The 16141-nt window shown below is 65.0% G+C and carries 18 protein-coding genes; 10 read left to right on the top strand and 8 right to left on the bottom strand.

Annotation, left to right across the window (positions count from 1 at the left end; all coding sequences use genetic code 11):
- Nucleotides 1–106: 106 nt before the first annotated feature.
- Entirely contained in the window at nt 107–1177 is a 1071-nt protein-coding gene (locus SVXhr_RS03265; protein WP_275739403.1) for an aldose 1-epimerase, read from the bottom strand.
- 112 nt (nt 1178–1289) lie between these two features.
- Between SVXhr_RS03265 and SVXhr_RS03270 the strand changes: the two genes are divergently transcribed.
- On the top strand, nt 1290–2735 hold the full coding sequence (locus tag SVXhr_RS03270; RefSeq protein WP_275739405.1) for a dihydroorotase: 1446 nt from the start codon (nt 1290–1292) through the stop codon (nt 2733–2735).
- Nucleotides 2736–2801: 66 nt separating this feature from the next.
- Here the strand turns inward: SVXhr_RS03270 and SVXhr_RS03275 are convergent, their stop codons facing one another.
- Nucleotides 2802–3509, bottom strand: coding sequence for a helix-turn-helix domain-containing protein (locus tag SVXhr_RS03275; protein WP_275739407.1), 708 nt, complete (start codon nt 3507–3509; stop codon nt 2802–2804).
- 166 nt (nt 3510–3675) lie between these two features.
- Between SVXhr_RS03275 and SVXhr_RS03280 the strand changes: the two genes are divergently transcribed.
- On the top strand, nt 3676–4710 hold the full coding sequence (locus tag SVXhr_RS03280) for an ATP-binding cassette domain-containing protein (protein WP_275739409.1): 1035 nt from the start codon (nt 3676–3678) through the stop codon (nt 4708–4710).
- Nucleotides 4707–5639, top strand: coding sequence for an ABC transporter permease (locus tag SVXhr_RS03285; RefSeq protein WP_275739410.1), 933 nt, complete (start codon nt 4707–4709; stop codon nt 5637–5639). The genes SVXhr_RS03280 and SVXhr_RS03285 overlap by 4 nt, the downstream gene beginning before the upstream one ends.
- A gap of 69 nt (nt 5640–5708) precedes the next feature.
- Here SVXhr_RS03285 and SVXhr_RS03290 read toward each other — a convergent pair whose 3' ends face one another.
- Nucleotides 5709–6488: a DUF5806 family protein gene (locus tag SVXhr_RS03290; RefSeq protein ID WP_275739412.1), complete on the bottom strand. Its 780-nt coding sequence runs from the start codon at nt 6486–6488 to the stop codon at nt 5709–5711.
- A 113-nt stretch (nt 6489–6601) separates the two neighbouring features.
- On the opposite strand from SVXhr_RS03290, the gene SVXhr_RS03295 reads away from it, so the two are divergent.
- Nucleotides 6602–6970, top strand: coding sequence for a universal stress protein (locus tag SVXhr_RS03295; RefSeq protein WP_275739414.1), 369 nt, complete (start codon nt 6602–6604; stop codon nt 6968–6970).
- Nucleotides 6967–7527, top strand: a complete 561-nt coding sequence (locus SVXhr_RS03300; protein WP_275739416.1) for a GNAT family N-acetyltransferase — start codon at nt 6967–6969, stop codon at nt 7525–7527. Before SVXhr_RS03295 ends, SVXhr_RS03300 begins: the two co-directional genes overlap by 4 nt.
- Here SVXhr_RS03300 and SVXhr_RS03305 read toward each other — a convergent pair.
- Nucleotides 7524–7976, bottom strand: a complete 453-nt coding sequence (locus tag SVXhr_RS03305) for a universal stress protein (protein ID WP_275739418.1) — start codon at nt 7974–7976, stop codon at nt 7524–7526. The two genes, SVXhr_RS03300 and SVXhr_RS03305, sit on opposite strands and share 4 nt — an antisense overlap.
- 153 nt (nt 7977–8129) lie before the next feature.
- Between SVXhr_RS03305 and SVXhr_RS03310 the strand changes: the two genes are divergently transcribed.
- A complete protein-coding gene (locus SVXhr_RS03310) occupies nt 8130–8588 on the top strand; it encodes a universal stress protein (protein WP_275739420.1) in 459 nt (152 codons plus the stop codon).
- Nucleotides 8589–8590: 2 nt separating this feature from the next.
- Nucleotides 8591–9658: a recombinase RecJ gene (locus SVXhr_RS03315; RefSeq protein WP_275739422.1), complete on the top strand. Its 1068-nt coding sequence runs from the start codon at nt 8591–8593 to the stop codon at nt 9656–9658.
- 313 nt (nt 9659–9971) lie between these two features.
- Here the strand turns inward: SVXhr_RS03315 and SVXhr_RS03320 are convergent, their stop codons facing one another.
- Entirely contained in the window at nt 9972–10394 is a 423-nt protein-coding gene (locus tag SVXhr_RS03320) for a GtrA family protein (protein WP_275739424.1), read from the bottom strand.
- Nucleotides 10394–11842 (bottom strand): sulfatase, encoded by a 1449-nt coding sequence (locus SVXhr_RS03325; RefSeq protein ID WP_275739426.1) that lies wholly within the window; start codon nt 11840–11842, stop codon nt 10394–10396. The genes SVXhr_RS03320 and SVXhr_RS03325 overlap by 1 nt, the downstream gene beginning before the upstream one ends.
- A gap of 350 nt (nt 11843–12192) precedes the next feature.
- On the opposite strand from SVXhr_RS03325, the gene SVXhr_RS03330 reads away from it, so the two are divergent.
- Entirely contained in the window at nt 12193–12621 is a 429-nt protein-coding gene (locus SVXhr_RS03330; RefSeq protein ID WP_275739428.1) for a zinc ribbon domain-containing protein, read from the top strand.
- 119 nt (nt 12622–12740) lie between these two features.
- Here the strand turns inward: SVXhr_RS03330 and SVXhr_RS03335 are convergent, their stop codons facing one another.
- Nucleotides 12741–13334: a TetR family transcriptional regulator C-terminal domain-containing protein gene (locus SVXhr_RS03335; RefSeq protein ID WP_275739430.1), complete on the bottom strand. Its 594-nt coding sequence runs from the start codon at nt 13332–13334 to the stop codon at nt 12741–12743.
- A gap of 407 nt (nt 13335–13741) precedes the next feature.
- Between SVXhr_RS03335 and SVXhr_RS03340 the strand changes: the two genes are divergently transcribed.
- Nucleotides 13742–15226, top strand: a complete 1485-nt coding sequence (locus SVXhr_RS03340; RefSeq protein ID WP_275739432.1) for an MATE family efflux transporter — start codon at nt 13742–13744, stop codon at nt 15224–15226.
- Between the two features lie 118 nt (nt 15227–15344).
- Nucleotides 15345–15593 carry a hypothetical protein gene (locus SVXhr_RS03345; protein ID WP_275739434.1) on the top strand — a complete coding sequence of 83 codons (249 nt, stop codon included), beginning with the start codon at nt 15345–15347 and terminating at the stop codon, nt 15591–15593.
- A gap of 19 nt (nt 15594–15612) precedes the next feature.
- Here SVXhr_RS03345 and SVXhr_RS03350 read toward each other — a convergent pair whose 3' ends face one another.
- Entirely contained in the window at nt 15613–16050 is a 438-nt protein-coding gene (locus SVXhr_RS03350; RefSeq protein WP_275739436.1) for a DUF5807 family protein, read from the bottom strand.
- Nucleotides 16051–16141: the final 91 nt, after the last annotated feature.

The following is a 16141-nucleotide window of genomic DNA, read 5'->3' on the forward strand; positions in this document are numbered from 1 at the left end:
GTCGTTCTCGGCCATTTCGGCTGAACATACTCGCTCACAAACTAAAAAGATGGGGGGTCTGACACCGATCTCATTTCGATATGCTCTTGGAAGATCTAATGGGCGATTACTGCGTCTCAACCGTCCCGTCAGGCCCGACGCGATCGACGCGTTCCGCTCCACTGAACGTCGTCGCGACGAACGACGCCTCGACCGTCTCGCCGGGACCGAGTGTCTTCATCGTGCCGTTCTCGCGCTGGGCGCCCGGATAGGAGTGGCCGGGATGGGACGTCGTCGGTTCGAGGCCGGCCGTGTAGTTGCGCCCCCAGAAGGGCGCGGCCTCCACGCCGCCGAAGGGTTGCCAGTACCACAGCGACTCGAAGACGTCGGCCGGCCAGTGGATACCGAAACCCAGGTCGAGCTCCGGATTGGTGACGGCGTACCATCCCTCCTCGAACCCGCGCAGGTACGCCATGTCGTTGTGCCGGGCGTCCGTCGGCGGGAACGTCTCCAGGTCGACCGTCCCGCCGTCTGCACCTGGCGCGTTCGGCCACTCGAAGGTGGCACCGCTCTCGAGTCGGTTGTACTCGTTGCCGGGGTCGTAGTCCTCGACGTACCCCTTTTCGGCCGGGACGTCGAGGTGGGCCTGTGGGCCGATCAGCGGTTGCCCCAGCGTGAGGTGTTGCTGCCAGGCGTATTCGAGTTCGAACGCCCCCTCGTTGGTGACCGACTCCTGAATCTCGAGGCGGGCGGCGTCGGCCGGTAGCGTCAACTCGCGAGTGATCGAGAAGGGATACTGCCGGAGGTCCGTCGTGAGTTCGAGGGTCACGGCCGTCTCGTCGTCGCGGGCGATCGACGCCTCCCAGGGCACGAGTGCGGTCTCGCCGTGGTGCTCGTAGGTGCCGCCCGGGAACTCGAGCGGACCGGCCGCGACGGGGAGGTTGACCTGCCACCCGCCTGGGTAGTGTTCGTCCCACGACGGTTCGGCCCCCTGGAGGACGCTCGGGGGCGGCGACCACTCGTGATCGGCGTGCCAGAGTACGTCGACGTCGGTCCGCTTGTCCCTGAACTCCAGGATGTCCCCGCCCTTGCCCTGTAAGACCATCACGCGCAGGTGACGGTTCTCGAGGACCGAGGCGTCGATCCCCCGATAGGCGTAGTCCGTCGAGATCCGCGGTCGCTTGTTCCAGTCGTCCATGCCGGGACCTCAGGTGCCACGGGCTAAGAACCTGCGAACGTCCCGGGGTCTCTGCGCACCTCGGCTGTCTTACTCCGGGACACTTAGGGTCGCGGGGCATCGATCCGAATCCATGCTCATCAGGAATGCGACGCTCCCTGACGGCCGCCGTCGGGACGTTCGCCTCGACGGTGAACAGATCGCGGCCGTCGGCGAGGGCCTCTCGGGGGAAGACGATACTGAAATCGACGCGACGGGCAAGCGCCTGTTGCCGGGCATGATCGACACACACGTCCATTTCCGACAACCGGGAGCGGGCCACAAGGAGACCTGGGCGACCGGCTCGCGGAGTGCGGCCGCCGGGGGGGTGACGACTGTCGTCGACCAGCCCAATACCGACCCGCCGACTGTCGACGGCGATGCGTTCGACCAAAAGGCCGGTCTGGCAGCCGACTCGATCGTCGACTTCGGCCTCAACGGTGGCGTCTCGCCGCGGTGGGATCCCGACTCGCTGCTTGACCGCCCACTCTTCGCCCTCGGCGAGGTGTTCCTGGCGGACTCCACCGGCGACATGGGGATCGACGAGCGACGCTTCCGGGAGGCGCTCGCGGCTGCCGCCGAGGCTGACGTGACCGTTACCGTCCACGCCGAAGACGAGAGCCGGTTCAACCTCGGCGCGCGCGACCGCAGCGACGCCGACGCGTGGTCGGCCTATCGACCGGCGCGAGCCGAGATCGACGCCGTCGAGCGGGTCTGTGCCCTCGCCAGCGAGTACGACGTCGACGTTCACATCGCCCACGCGAGCACGCCGGAGGCGATCGACGCCGCCGGCGAGGCCGGCGTGAGTACCGAGGTGACGCCCCATCACCTGTTTCTCTCCCGATCGAATCTCAATGATCTGGGAACGCATGGCCGGATGAACCCGCCCTTACGCCGCGAGAAGCGCCGCGAGCGCGTCTACGACCGCGTTCGAAACGGCCAGGTCGACATCATCGCAACGGATCACGCCCCCCACACTAGCGGGGAGAAGGACGCCGGCATCTGGGACGCCCCGAGCGGCGTTCCGGGTGTCGAGACAGCCCTGCCGCTGTTGCTAGAAGAGGCCCGCCGCGGTCACCTCTCGTACGAACGCGTCCGTGATCTGACGGCCGCGAACCCGGCCGCGCTGTTTGACCTGCCGAGGAAGGGGCGGATCGCCGAGGGATATGACGCCGATCTCGTCCTCGTCGATCCCGAGGCCACCCGGGAGATTCGGGCCGACGATCTCCACACGACGTGTGACTGGACGCCCTTCGAGGGCTGGAGCGCTGTCTTCCCGGAGCGCACGATAGTCCGGGGAGCCATCGTTTACGAACGAACCGATGGCGAAGAGAGCTTCCAGGACCAACAAGGCCGAAACGTCCGACTGGAGCGTCCCACAGCGGATACTGACGATGAAATCGAGACGGGAGATCAGGGCGAGGCCACCGAACAGGCGGATACTGCGGGCGAAGCAACTGCGGAAATGCTCCCCGACGAATTGGTCGACAGTGATGACCAATCCCCGGAAGGGGTCGACAGCGCTGAATCAGCGGAATAGACCACCGACGCTACCTGCCTGACGGATCGGCCGACGGCACCGAATCACCATGGACGACCCGCACGGTCACTGCCGCTCGACGGTCTCGCTCAGCACCCCGCGAACGAGTGTCGCTTCCGCCCGTCTGAGGTGTTCGCCGACCGTCCCGCGGGAGACGTCACACGCCTCGGCGATCTCCCGCTGTGTCGCCGTCCGTGGGATCTCGTAGTAGCCCAGTTCGAGGCCGGTCCGGAGGATCTCCTGTTGACGATCGGTCAGGCGCTGAGTCGGGTCGTCCTGATCGGCCCGGTACTCCCCCGAGCGTTCCAGCCGGAGGCTCGCTCCCGGCGGATCGGCGTCGAAGATCGCTTGCAGCGCCGACTCCGTGCCAAGCACCGTCACGCGAAGGCCCTCGGGAGTCATCTTGGCCGGCCAGTCGACCGTGATCGCCTCGCGATCGATGACCTCGATCAGGGCCTGCTCGGTGGGATTGGGCTCGTAGTGCACCGAGACCAGCGGGGTTTCGCCCTCGCTCACCGAACAGGAGAGCACCCCGGGATACTCGTCGTCGATCGCTTCGAGCCGATCCGGATCGCCCCGGAACTGGGCGACGACAACGACGGTCCCGTCATCGAGAAGATTGATGTATTCGATCGTCTCCTGCGTGGCGACGTGAGCACCGTGCAGCCAGACCTCCCGCGGATCGGCCGATCCACTCCCGCCGTAGTGCTCGTCGTAGTCCTCGGCCTGGCCGGGGTCGTCGGTCGGCGAGATGACGACGGTCGCGTACCGCATACAACCGGCGTAGATTGCCCCGGGAGATATAATTCCTGTGTGTCAGGTAGGCCTATCGTCGCCAGGAGCCGGGCAGGTCCGATCGGCCACTTTCGAGGGGGTGGTATAGCTCCCCCGTGCATGCTCGGGATAACGCCGAGGGTGCCTCCGGTCCCCGTTCTGTCCGATGGTAGCTCAGACCGACGGGCAGACACGAAATAGGAACGCGATAGAAGCGACCGATCTCGCGGTGACATACGCGGACGGAACCCGGGCTGTCCGGGGGATCGACCTCGCCGTCGCGGAGGGCGAGTGTTTCGGATTCCTGGGGCCGAACGGGGCCGGCAAGACCACCGTTATCAAAGCGCTGGTGACGCTGCTTGGAACCACCCGAGGATCGGTGCGGATCAACGGCTTCGACCCGCATGATTCGCCGCGGGCGGTGCGGGCCTCGATCGGGTATATGGCCCAGGAGACCAGCGTCGACGAGACGCTCACCACCCGGGAAAACCTGGCGTTCGCCTGCGATCTATACGGCGTCTCTCGCGGGGAGCGGGCCGATCGGATCGCGGACGTCCTCGAACTCGTCGGCCTCGAAGCCGACGCCGATCGCCAGGTGGGGACGTTCTCCGGGGGCATGGCGAAACGGCTCGATGTCGCGACCGCGCTGGTCCACGAGCCACCGATCGTCTTCCTCGACGAACCGACGACCGGACTGGACCCGCGCTCCAGAAACCGTCTCTGGGAGCACGTCCGGGCGATCAACGACCGCGGTGTGACCGTCTTTCTCACGACCCAGTATCTCGCGGAGGCCGACGCCCTCTGTGATCGGATTGCGGTCCTCCAGGACGGATCGATCGTCGCGACCGACACGCCAGCCACACTCAAGGCCGCTATCGGCGGCGACGTCCTCGAGGTCACACTCGCGGACCCGAACGACGAGCGACGGGCCGAGGCCCGCCGGATCGCTCGCGACGTGGGCTTTGACCCGTCGGCTGTCGAGCCGACCGACGACGGGATTTCGGTTACCGCCGACCGCGCGCGATCGGCCGCCCCCGACCTCCTCGTTGCCCTCTCGGAGGCGGGTCTGGCCGTCACCGGGTTCGAGGTCCATTCGCCCACGCTCGATGACGTGTTCCTCTCGCTGACTGGCGAGGACGCCGGCGAGGAGCCGACACAGGCATCGCAGGCTGCCGCCGTCACGCCGGGAGGTGACCGATGAGCGCATCCGCCGCCGATGCGAGCGCGGCTGCTGAAGGCCGCCAGCGCGCATCCGGCAACTCAGTTCCCGGTGACGTCTGGATCACGTTCGTCCGCTGGGTCCGCAAGACCGTCCGGAACCCGTATCTCGTGGTCGGCGCGCTGTTCACGCCGGTTCTGTTGCTCGTGTTGTTCACAGAACTGTTCGGCGAGGTGACCGTCGGCCCGCTCCAGTCGGCGCTTGGCGAGGACGTCTCCTATATCACCTACCTCGTCCCGGCGGTCGCGATCCTCTCGGCGATGGACGCGGCGGCGTTTTCGGGGATGGGGCTGGTCGAGGACATCGAGAGCGGGATGTTCGAGAAGACCCTCGTCGCGCCGATCCACCGCAGCGCGATGGTCTTCGGGAAGACGCTCGCGGACGTCCTCCAGATTCTCGTCCAGACGGGACTGATCCTCGTGATCGGGTACGTCGCCCTGTGGATCGATACGGGTGGCGCGCCGGGGCCATACGTCCGGACCGGGTTCGTCGGCGTCCTCGCGATCGGACTGGTCGTCGTGCTCTTCTCACTGTGGTACGCCGCCGTTTCGAACATCGTGGCGCTGGTGACGCGTGACGCGGAATCGACGTCGCTCTGGACAAACGTCCCCCAGTTGCCTCTCCTCTTTGTCTCGACGGCGTTCCTGCCCGCCGACTTCCTGCCCGGGTGGATGGAGCTGGTCGCGACGGTCAACCCTGTCACCTACGGCGTCGAGACCGTCCGGGCGATCGTGCTCGGCCAGGACACCCTCAGCGTCCTCGAGGTATCGGCGTTCGGTGGCCTCTGGAACACGCTCGGCCCGGCGCTCGCGGTTATCATCGGCCTGAATCTCGTTCTCGGCGGCATCGCCGCCGTCTTCTTTCACCGCGCGACGAGTGCGAGCGTCCGGGGCGGGCGGGCCGACGACTGACCGTCCAGTCGGCCGGGCGTCGACTCGGCGCATTCAAATACGTCGTCCATCTCCGCGGCCGTGCGGGAGTCACTCGCCGTCGACGGCGACTTCGAAGGTATGCCCGCACTCGGGGCACTCGGCCTCGTCGTGGCGCAGCGCGACACTTTGATCGCGAACTTCGCGCATGACTTCAGAGATGCGATCTTCGGCTTCGAGTTCCTCGCCGACGCTCAACTCGACGCCTTCGACTTCCAGGAGGAACTTCGCCACTTCCGTGGCTTCGTACATCAGATCGTCGAGTTCGTCGGCGGTGAAGAAGTCGCTCATCGCCCCATAGAGGAAGGTTGCGCCGGCCATCCGGACCTTCTCTTCGAAGGAGGCTCGGGCCTGATTGACCGCCTGGGGCGAGTAGGTATCGGTCATAAAGGGGACGAGTTCGGGCAGGTTCTCGCCGATCTTGGTCATCTCGACGCCGGTCTCGGTCCGGAAGTCGGCACACAGCCGGGCGATCGCCCACTCGCGGGCAGTGATGTAGGTACGTTCCCGGAGGAAATCGTTGGCGCGCTCGTAGGTGCCGCCGTCGATTTTCTGGAAGCGTTCGTACGATCGGACGTCTTCGGGAACGCCGTCGGGTTCGTCCGGGGATTCGTCGTCGGCTTTGTCCGCGTGAGCACGTGACGCCTCTTCCGGGTCAGTCTGTGGTTCCTCCTCCTCTTCCGGATCGGCCCTCGTTGCCGCGTCGGTCGCATCGGGCTGTTGGGCCGTGGTTTCATTTGCGCTCGCCGCGGGGTCGGAGTCCTCGTCCGCCGGAGACGACGAGCCGTCGTTTGCGCCTTCCTCGTCTGCGGGCGGTGAGCGGTCGTCCATGCGGTGACGTTCGGCCCCGGTATGAAAAACATGTCGTCGCTGCCCCCCGTTACCTCTTTGGTACGCGTAGCGAGGAACAGAGACTTTTTAGGCGCTACCCCAATGGGAGACATATGAAAATCCTGTTGGGAGTCGGCGGGAGTGAACGCTCCCGACGCGCGCTCGAGGACACTGTCGAGCGGGTACAGGAAACTGGCGAGGCGCTCGCGGTGGCGATATTCGACGCCGAGGACGTCGACGCGACGGCAACCGAGGTCGAGTCCGACGTCCGTGAGACTCTCGAATCGGCGGGCGTCGAGGCGGAGATCCACCGCCTGTCGGGACATCCCGCCGGAGAACTAGTCGGGCTCGCCGACGAGGGGGACTTTGACAGGCTGGTGATCGGCGGCGGGACTCGCAGTCCGCTCGGGAAGATTCAGCTCGGGTCGATCGCCGAGTTCGTGATACTCAACGCCGAAACCCCGGTGACACTCATCCGATGAACGACGATCGTTCCTATCCGGTGGAGGTATCCGGGCCGTTCCCGACGCCGCCCCATCGCTTCGTCGACGGGGAAGACCGGGAGATCGTCGTCCGCGTCGCTGACGACGACCGGGAAGCGTTAGTCGCGATGTACGAGGCCTTCGACTCGGAGGACCGGGCCCAGGGGATCCCGCCGGTCGACGAACAGTCGATCCGTCGGTGGCTCGAACGCGTCTTCGAATCCGACTGTCTGAACGCGATCGCCTGGCACGACGACGACCCGGTCGGCCACGCGATGTTAGTCCCGGACGAGGAAGGCGCCCACGAACTCGCAATCTTCGTCCTCGGGACCCATCAGTCCGCGGGCATCGGCACGGAGTTGCTCCAGACCCTGCTTGGCTATGGGAAACGCGAGGGCATCGAGCGCGTCTGGCTGACGGTCGAACGCTGGAACGAACCCGCGATCGGGCTCTACCAGAAAGTCGGCTTCGAAATCAGAAACACCGAGAGCTTCGAACTGGAGATGGCGATCCGGATCGCCGATCCCGGTGACGACTCGTCGGCCGCCGACCCCTAGACGGAGAGGACGGGCTGGCTTGCATACGAGAGGACGTACTCGGCAACTTTTCCGAGCATCGCCCCCGGTTCGTCGATGGCACACTGTCGCGGGATGACGATGAAGTCCGCCTCGATGTCCTCGGCGGCATCAAGGATCACGCTGACTGGATGACGACGTAGCGAACTCGCCGAGTACCCGAAGGCGGTCGACTGCGAGAGCGCGATGTCGTGGCCGTCAGCATGCACCTGTTCCCGGACCGCGCGCATGAACGCCCGATGTTCGTTCGCGACGCTATCGGCTTCGATGTTGCCGTGTTCGAGTCCCGCGGCGACTGCTTCGTCGATCACGTGCAGGACGTGTAATTCGGCCCCGTAGCGGGCTGCGATCGGCAATGCGTGCTCGATCGCCTGCTCCGATCGGTCGGTCCCGTCGACCGGAACCAGGACCGTGTCGATTTCGACGGCCATTACGCCAGCCTGCGAGTGGAGCCATCAAAAAACCCACTGGGCGTCTCGCCGTGCTTGCGCTCCGCCCCGATCGGTCCGCATCGGTCCAAGCCCACCGGGGGTTGCGGGCGGCGGTCGCTGAACCTTTATACGAGCCGACCGTCCCTTTGCTCCATGTACGATACTGTCGTTTTGGCGACTGACGGTTCCGGGAGTGCCGATCGAGCGGTGACGGTCGGCCTCGATCTCGCCCGTCGGTTCGATGCCACGGTCCACGCGCTCTATGTGACTGACGCGGGCGAGGTCACCGCCTCGCCGGCGGCAGTCCGGGACGATCTCGAGGACGCCCTTCGAGCGCACGGTCAGGACGCGCTTGCGCAACTCTCCGGACAGACAGACCAGCCCCTCGTCACGGCTGTCAGGGAAGGCCGACCCGCCGACGAAATCTGTGCCTACGCCGCGGACATCGGGGCCGACGTCGTCGTGACTGGCACGCGCGGCCGTCACGGAGAGCATGCCTTCCTGCTTGGCAGCGTCGCTGAAGCCGTCGTGAGACGCTCGCCCGTCCCCGTGTTGACCGTCCGACAGCTCGAAGGCACCCAAGCTACTGCCGCGACACGACAGGAGGCCTAAGCGTGGACGACTGGCTTATCGACGACGACCGTCTCTCGATCGAGCGCAAGTCGATCCTCCCCGGTGAGGGCTTCTTTCATCCTGACACTGTCGAGGAGGCCGAACGCGAACGTGAGGCGACAGAGACGCTCGCCGACGCCGGGACGGTCGTCATTGCCGACCCCGACGCCGATGGGCTCGCCTGCGTCGCATTGATCCGGGAAGCGGCCGGCGAGGCGGCACTCCTGGAGGCGAGTCCGCACAACCTCGCCCGTGCCTTCGAATGGACCGCCGAGTACCTCGAACCCGGCGCGGACGTCTTCGTCTGTGATCTCTGCCCCGACGACACTGAGGACATCGCAGGGCTGGCCGACATTACAGCCCGCGCTGGGTCCGTCCGGTGGTTCGATCACCACCAGTGGGACGACGACCTCGCCGCCGCCGTCGAAGACGCCGGCGTGGATCTCACTGTCGGCGAGTCCGAGGAGGCGTGTACCGCCGACGTCGCACTGGCCGAACTCGACGCCGACTTCGACGATCGGTTCGTCGATCTGACGGCCGTCACCCGTGATCACGACCTCTGGATCCGCGACGATCCCCGAAGCGACGACCTGGCCGATCTCGCCCACTGGACCGAACCTGCGGAGTACATCGATATCGTCCGCGAGCACGGTGCCGACCTCCCGGCCGAGGCCGAGGAGCTGCTCGCCGAGCGCCGCATCGAGAAGGAAGCCCTAGTCGAGAAGGCCGTCGAGCGCGCCCAGTTGCGGGAGGTCGGCCCCTGGACGGTCGGCGTGACCTACGGTCGTTGCTCACAGAACGAGGTCGCAGAGGCACTCCGCGAGCAGGGGGCCGACGCCGCGGTGATCGTCAAACCAGCCGGCTCGGCGTCGATCCGCGGGACCGACACCTTCGAGCGCGCCCATGAGGTCGCCGCCCAGGTCAACGGCGGCGGCCACCCCAAGGCAGCCGGCTGCAAGCCCGACGTCTACGACGACATGCTGGATTACGCACACCACTGGACGACGAGAGGTGCGGTGGCAAAGCAGGCGATTGTGGACGCATTCAGGCGGCTGGACGTCGAGGAGTAGACCGCGAGCAATGCGAGACGCGACCGACGGGAGCGTCTCGGAAACGCGAACGGGGAACGAAGTGACCCGTGAGCAACGCGACCAACGGGAACGAGCGGATTTTTGGTCCAGATTTTTGCGCGAGTGGTGCGGAGCGAGCGGTGAAACCGCGAGCGAAGCACCCGAGCGGAAAAAGGTGGACTCGGACGACGAGAGGTGCGGTGGCAAAGCAGGCGATTGTGGACGCGTTCCGGCGGTTAGAGATCGAAGAGTAGTACCGCGAGTGACGCGAGACGCGACCGACGGGAGCGTTTCTGGTGGCGTTTGACGCGCCTTACCCCCACGTCCAGTGGGTGTCGAGTGCGAACCGATAGAGTCCGCTGACGCCGATCGCGACGGCGTTGGCCAGCAAGTACGGGATGGCTGCCCACTCGACCAGGACGAACAGCCCGACGAGCTGGATCGGGATTGCCGTCCCGCGGACGACGTTCGTCTTGAGGAGGCCGTAGAGATACTCGGCGACGCCGGTGTTTTGCATCGTCTGAAACGTCCAGGCGTTGTTGAGGACGTACGAGAGGACGATCGTGAGTTCGATCGCAACCACTGCCCCGATGAGGTACTCCAGGTCCCCGAACTCGACGAACACCCAGAGCAACACCATCTGGACGCCGGCCGCGAACGACCCGACGACGAAGAACCGCCGGAGCTGCCTGGCGTAGGGCCCGCTGTGAAGCGCTCTGAGTGTTGGTCGTACCATCATCGGTAGCCCAGTGCTTTCAGGCGTGTCTGTAGGTCATCGTCGACTTCTGCGTCCGTCTCCGCGCCCGCTTCGGCCGACCCCGCCGCCCCGCCGCGGATCCTGCTCGCGTGCTCGCCGACGATGTCGGCAAAGTCCTCGACGATCCGTCGTTCCTCGTCGGTCATGTCCGCCGAACGGTCGTCCTGCTGGGTCGGATCCGACGGCCGATGATACAGCTCCGTCGCCCCTGTATCGACGTTCTCGATGTACGTCCACTCCCGATCCCGGACGCTGACGAGCAACTCGCCGTCGTCGAGCGAGCGCGGGATCGGCTGGCTCGTCACCTCTTCGCCGCGGACAGTGATCGAGACGAGCGGCTCGTCGGCCGGTAGCTCGCCGTCCAGTAGCGTCGGGACGAGTGAGTGGCCCTCCCACGCCGGATGGGCGTCTACCGAGAGGAGGTCGGCCACCGTCGGCGGGATCGAATCGAGCCCAACCTGCCGGTCGACCCGTCTGGCCGGCGTCCCGGGTACGTCGACGAGCAGCGGAACCCGGATTAGCTCGTCGTAGAGCTTCGGATAGTGGGCGAGATGCCCGTGGTCCTGGAACTCCTCGCCGTGATCACCGGCCAACATGACCGCGGTCTCATCGGCGACGCCGGCTTCCGAGAGCGTCTCCAGGACCCGACCGACGCTGGCGTCGATCTGCCGGACGGCAGCCTGATAGAGCGTCCGAAGGTCCGCGAGGGTTCGCTCGCCGACTTCCCAGCCCAGCCCGGTCCGGGCGTGGGCGTGGAGCATCCGGTGGGTCCCGAACAGATCGCTCGAGACGTCCCGGATGTACCGCGGAGCCGGGACGTACGGCGTGTGGGCGTCCATGTAGTGGATCCAGAGGAAAAACGGCTCGGACGTGTCTTCGAGGAACGACTGGGCGGCGTGCTCGACGTCGAACATTCGAGAGGTGTCCAGAAATGGCCGGGCGTCGGTTTCCCGCCGGAGCCAGGAACCGATCCGCCGGAGCGGGGAGGCCGCGAACTGGAGCCACGCCTCGACCGTCGGATGGGTCGCCAGGTACCGGCTGTAGATGCTCGAACCGACGCTGGCAACGAAGGGTTCGAACTCGTCGAACCCCTCGTCGTAGCCCCACTGGGACGTGAGAAAGCCGTTGGCGGCGTTGAACCCGGCCGTCGCGACGCCCGCCTCGGAGAGCACCGACGCGAGCGACGGTGAGTCGGCGATTCCGACCCGATCCGAATCGGCGAAAACTGGCCGGGACGCGAGCATCGACGGGAACGAGAACGGCGTCCAGTTGCCGTTTGCGAAGGCGTGCTCGAAGACGGTCCCGCGCTCGGCGATCCCGTCCATCACCGGCGTGTGTTGGCCCCCGTCGTACGCCCCGAGCGCGTCCGCTCGGAGCGAGTCGACCGTGATCAACACGACGTTTGACGGCTCCCCGGTGGCTTCCATTTGTCTATCGTGGCCTCCGTCGGTCCGCCGGCGATCAACTCGTCTCAGAGCTAGCTGCCAGCGTGGATCCCCTGCCGTTCACACTCGCGTCGTCGCTGCGTTTCCGATGTGGTTGCCCCGTCCACACAGTAATTACACGGTTAGTCGCCCTCTTTAGCGTTCTGGTCTGTTTGACGACCATTCTTTGCCGTCGGCACGCTGCCGAACGGCATGCGTGACTGTATCAACCACCCATTATTATCTCGTCACATTTCTGAATTGTAACGTTTGTGGTGGCTCGAGTGCTACTTGCAGTGATGCCCGTCTGGTGAACAGAATGCTTATGGCTGACTAACCGTTCAGTTATCAGCATGAGACAGCCGAGTGAGCGAAAGCGACCGTGGCTTGCGGCCCTCCTTTCGTCGTTGGTCACCGGACTGGGGCATCTCTATCTGGGGCGATGGCGTCGTGCGCTGGGATGGCTCGTCGTGGTGACCGGTGTGGGACTGTTTTTGGTGGATCCGACAGCCATCGCGTCGCTCGCCGCCGGGTCTGTCCCGGACCCGGTGGCTCTCGGGCCACTGTTCGTCGTGAGTCTGCTTTCCGTTCTTGATGCGTACATCTTGGCACGCGCCCAGAACGTGATGCAGCGGGTCAGCAACACCGTCGAGGGGGCACGAACTCATTGTCCGAACTGCGGAAACGAACTCGATCCCGAACTCTCGTTCTGTCACTGGTGTTCGACGGAAATCGATCGGTCCACTGAATCGCAACCGGACCCGATTACCGAACGGACGTGATCCGTTCGTTGTTCCGACTGCGCGCTATTCGACACTGAGGGACCCGATACAGACGACAGCACGGTCTCGACTGCGTTCGGTCATACTCGGATAGTTCGGACTCTAACGGGTTCTACGCGTTATGCAAAGAGAACAGCCTCGATGTATTCATCGGCCGCCCGTCGCGCCGTCGAAAGCGTGTCTGTCTCGCCGTGGATGACGGCCCGTGTCCTCGCGCCGTCGACGATCGTCATGATCGCTCTCGCGACGTGCTCGGAGTCGGCCTCGACGAAGACGCCTGCCTTGATCCCGTGGTCGATCACCGTCTCCAGCAAGTACCGGACGTACTCGTCGTTCTGCCGGAAGCGGTCCTCGAAGGCGTCGTTGTACGGTGCCTGGCTCCGCATTTCCAGCAGGGCGATCAGAAAGTTCCGGTGGTCCTTCGGATCGACGAGCAACTTATCGAGCAATAATTCGAGTCGTTGCTCGGGCGCAGTCGTCTCGACTTCGTGAATCGTCTCGACGAACTGGTCGATGACGTAGTCCAAAAACGCCGCGAGCAGGTCGTCTTTGGTGTCGTAGTGATAGTGTATCGCCGCCGTCGACTTGCCGTACTCGTCGGCGATCCGTTCGATCGTGAGATCCGCGTACCCGTGTTCCCGAAGCGCACGATAGGTTGCGCGCATGATCGCCTCGTCGGTCTCGGAAAACGACCGTTCGAGCGGGTCGGCCATCGTCTTGACGTACGTCGGATCCTAATTAACTGTTTTGACTTACACGTCAGTGACATTTGCCCACAATCCCGCCGGTATTGGGTCTCTAAAGGGGAAGATTCTCGATTCTGGACGATTCTCGTCCGCTCCCAAAGACTTTTGACTAATTGGTTAGTAAGTACTGTATCTACTGTGATCGTCGACGCTTCACTCAGGACCTTCTCTGAAGAGACGCATTGTCGGGTCTGTGTGCAGCCTGTGACGGACCGCGGGCGGGACGCGGGGACCATCCCGGAACCCGGGCCTCCATGGCGTCGGTTCCGTCATCCAGTCCGGGAGACCCCCTTCGGCAGGCCGCTGAACGGGCCGGGCGTTCGAGCCATCGGCCGCGAACTGTTCACCCCTGACCTGCTGGACGGGTGTCGATAATGGGTGTTCGGGACCGCCTCGGCGCGCTGTTCAAGGGGCCCGAGGAGTTCGACCTCACGTCGGGAGCCATCGGCAAACCGTTGTTTTTCCTGTCGATGCCCATCGTCATCACGAACCTGTTTCAGACGGCGTACAACCTCGCGGATACGTTCTGGCTGGGGCAATACAGCACCGACGCGCTGGCGGCGATCAGTTTCGCGTTCCCGATGGTGTTTCTGGTCATCTCGCTGGGTATGGGGATTTCGGTCGCGGGGAGCATCCTCGTCGCCCAGTACACCGGCGCGGACGAGGAGCGAGAGGCCGAATACGCCGCGTCCCAGACGGTCACCTTCGCCGTCCTCGCCTCACTTCTGCTGGGTGGGGCCGGCTATCTCTTCGTCGATCAGTTCCTGGGGATCATGGGCGCGTCGGCGTCCGTGTTGCCCCTCGCGACGAGTTACATGGAGGTCATCTCGCTGGGGCTGGTGTTCATGTTCGGCTTTGCGGTGTTCGTCGCCCTCATGCGCGGGTGTGGCGACACGATCACGCCGATGGTCGTCATGTTCGGGTCAGTCGTCGTCAACATCGTCATCGATCCGTTCCTGATCTTCGGGTGGACCGTCGTCGAAAACGTCCCCCTCGTCGGGACGATTTCGTTCCCGGAACTCGGCATTCAGGGGGCGGCCGTCGCGACGGTGTTCTCCCGAGCGCTCGCCCTCGTTGTTGGGCTCGCAATCATGTTTCGCGGGACCCGCGGGCTCGAAATCCACCTCCGCGATATGGTCCCGGATCTCCACTATTTCCGCCGACTCGTCCGGATCGGGCTTCCCGCATCGATCGAGGGGACCGGCCGCGCGCTCTCGATGAACCTGCTTCTGTTCGTCGTCGCGACGTTCTCGGATCCGGTGGTCGCGGCCTACGGCATCGGGACGCGGATCTTCTCGGTCGTGTTCCTGCCGGCGACCGCTGTCGCTCGCGGCGTCGAGACGATGACCGGCCAGAACATCGGCGCGAACAGGCCGGCCCGCGCTCAGCGGGCTACTCGGCTCGCCGCGACGTTCCTCTTCGGTGTCCTCACCGTCGTTGGACTCGCCGTCTTCGCCGTGCCAGAACCGATCATCTCGGTGTTCGTGGGTGCCGGCCAGGACAACGCCGAGGCTGTCGTCTCCGCCGGGTCACAATTCCTGCGATACGTCGCACTTTCGTTCGGCTTCATCGGCATCCTGCGGGCCTACACGGGAAGTTTCCGGGGTGCCGGCGAGACGCTGACAGCCGCAGCGATCGCCGTGGTCACGCTCGGGGGAATCCGGTTCCCCGTCGCCTGGGTGGGTGCCGCCGCGCTCGGTGCCCCCGGCATCTGGGTCTCGTTTGCCGTCTCGAACGTCGTCGGGGCGGCTGTTGCCTACCTATGGTATCGTCGCGGGACCTGGCGCGAGGGTGATCTGACGGAGACGAAGATCAGCACTGACGGGACCGCCATCGAGCCGACCGCGACGGACGACTGATACTGACCCCGGGAGGGGAGCCATCCTGGCCTCCCTTTCCAGTTCTGCCGGCCGAACTGCGTTGGTGGCACGGCAGATATATTGACTGACTGGTTAGTCAGTCTATCGGCTGTTCGAAATGGACGAAACGACTCCATCGGTACGAGAGCGGTTCCGGGACGCAAACGAGGACGGCCGGCTGTACTTCTGGGGCGGGATCATCGCAGCTGCGATCTCGCTCCTTATCCTGCCGATCGTCGGGCTACTCGCGATCTACTGGGGGTACAAGCTTCATGTCGAGGCAGGACGGACTGTCCCGGCGGTCGTCATCGCCGGGGCCGGCGCGACCGGCGTCCTCTACTGGATAGCCTATCTGGCGACGCTGTGAGCGCCCGTCCTGCAATCGGTCACGCCGTCTCTTCGGCGAGCCACTTCTCGCTGTAGGTCTCGCCGCAGGTACAGACGGCGTAGGCGTGGATCACGTCACCCTCGGCGTAGAGCCCGCCGACCTCCTCGTTTTGGGCTTCGGCGAACGCGAACACGAACTTGGCCGTGTGATCGGCTTCGGGGTCCTCGCCGCTCACCGGGCAATTGCCACCGGTCAGATCGTCGTGAATCTCGCCCGGCGTATCCATCGCCTGCTGGGCCAGCCCCATCGGATCCATCCCGACGACCGATTGGAACGCGCTCCGGCCTTCTTCACCCGGGAGGACGAGGACGATACCGTTCTCGACAGTCGTTGCGTGGTCTTCGAGTGATTCGAGGTTCGAGACGCTGTCCTCGTGGAGAAAGAAGGCGATGTCCTCGGGGCGCTCGCCAGCCAGAAACTCCGTCGTATCGGTCATACCTCGACGAAGTCGCCGAGAGCCAAAAGGAACGTGATCCGGGCGCTGACGGTGCCTGCTCCGGAGCAGCCCAGCGTGATTTGGAAGTCAG

The organism is Halorhabdus sp. SVX81 (assembly GCF_029207715.1).
Classification (GTDB): domain Archaea; phylum Halobacteriota; class Halobacteria; order Halobacteriales; family Haloarculaceae; genus Halorhabdus.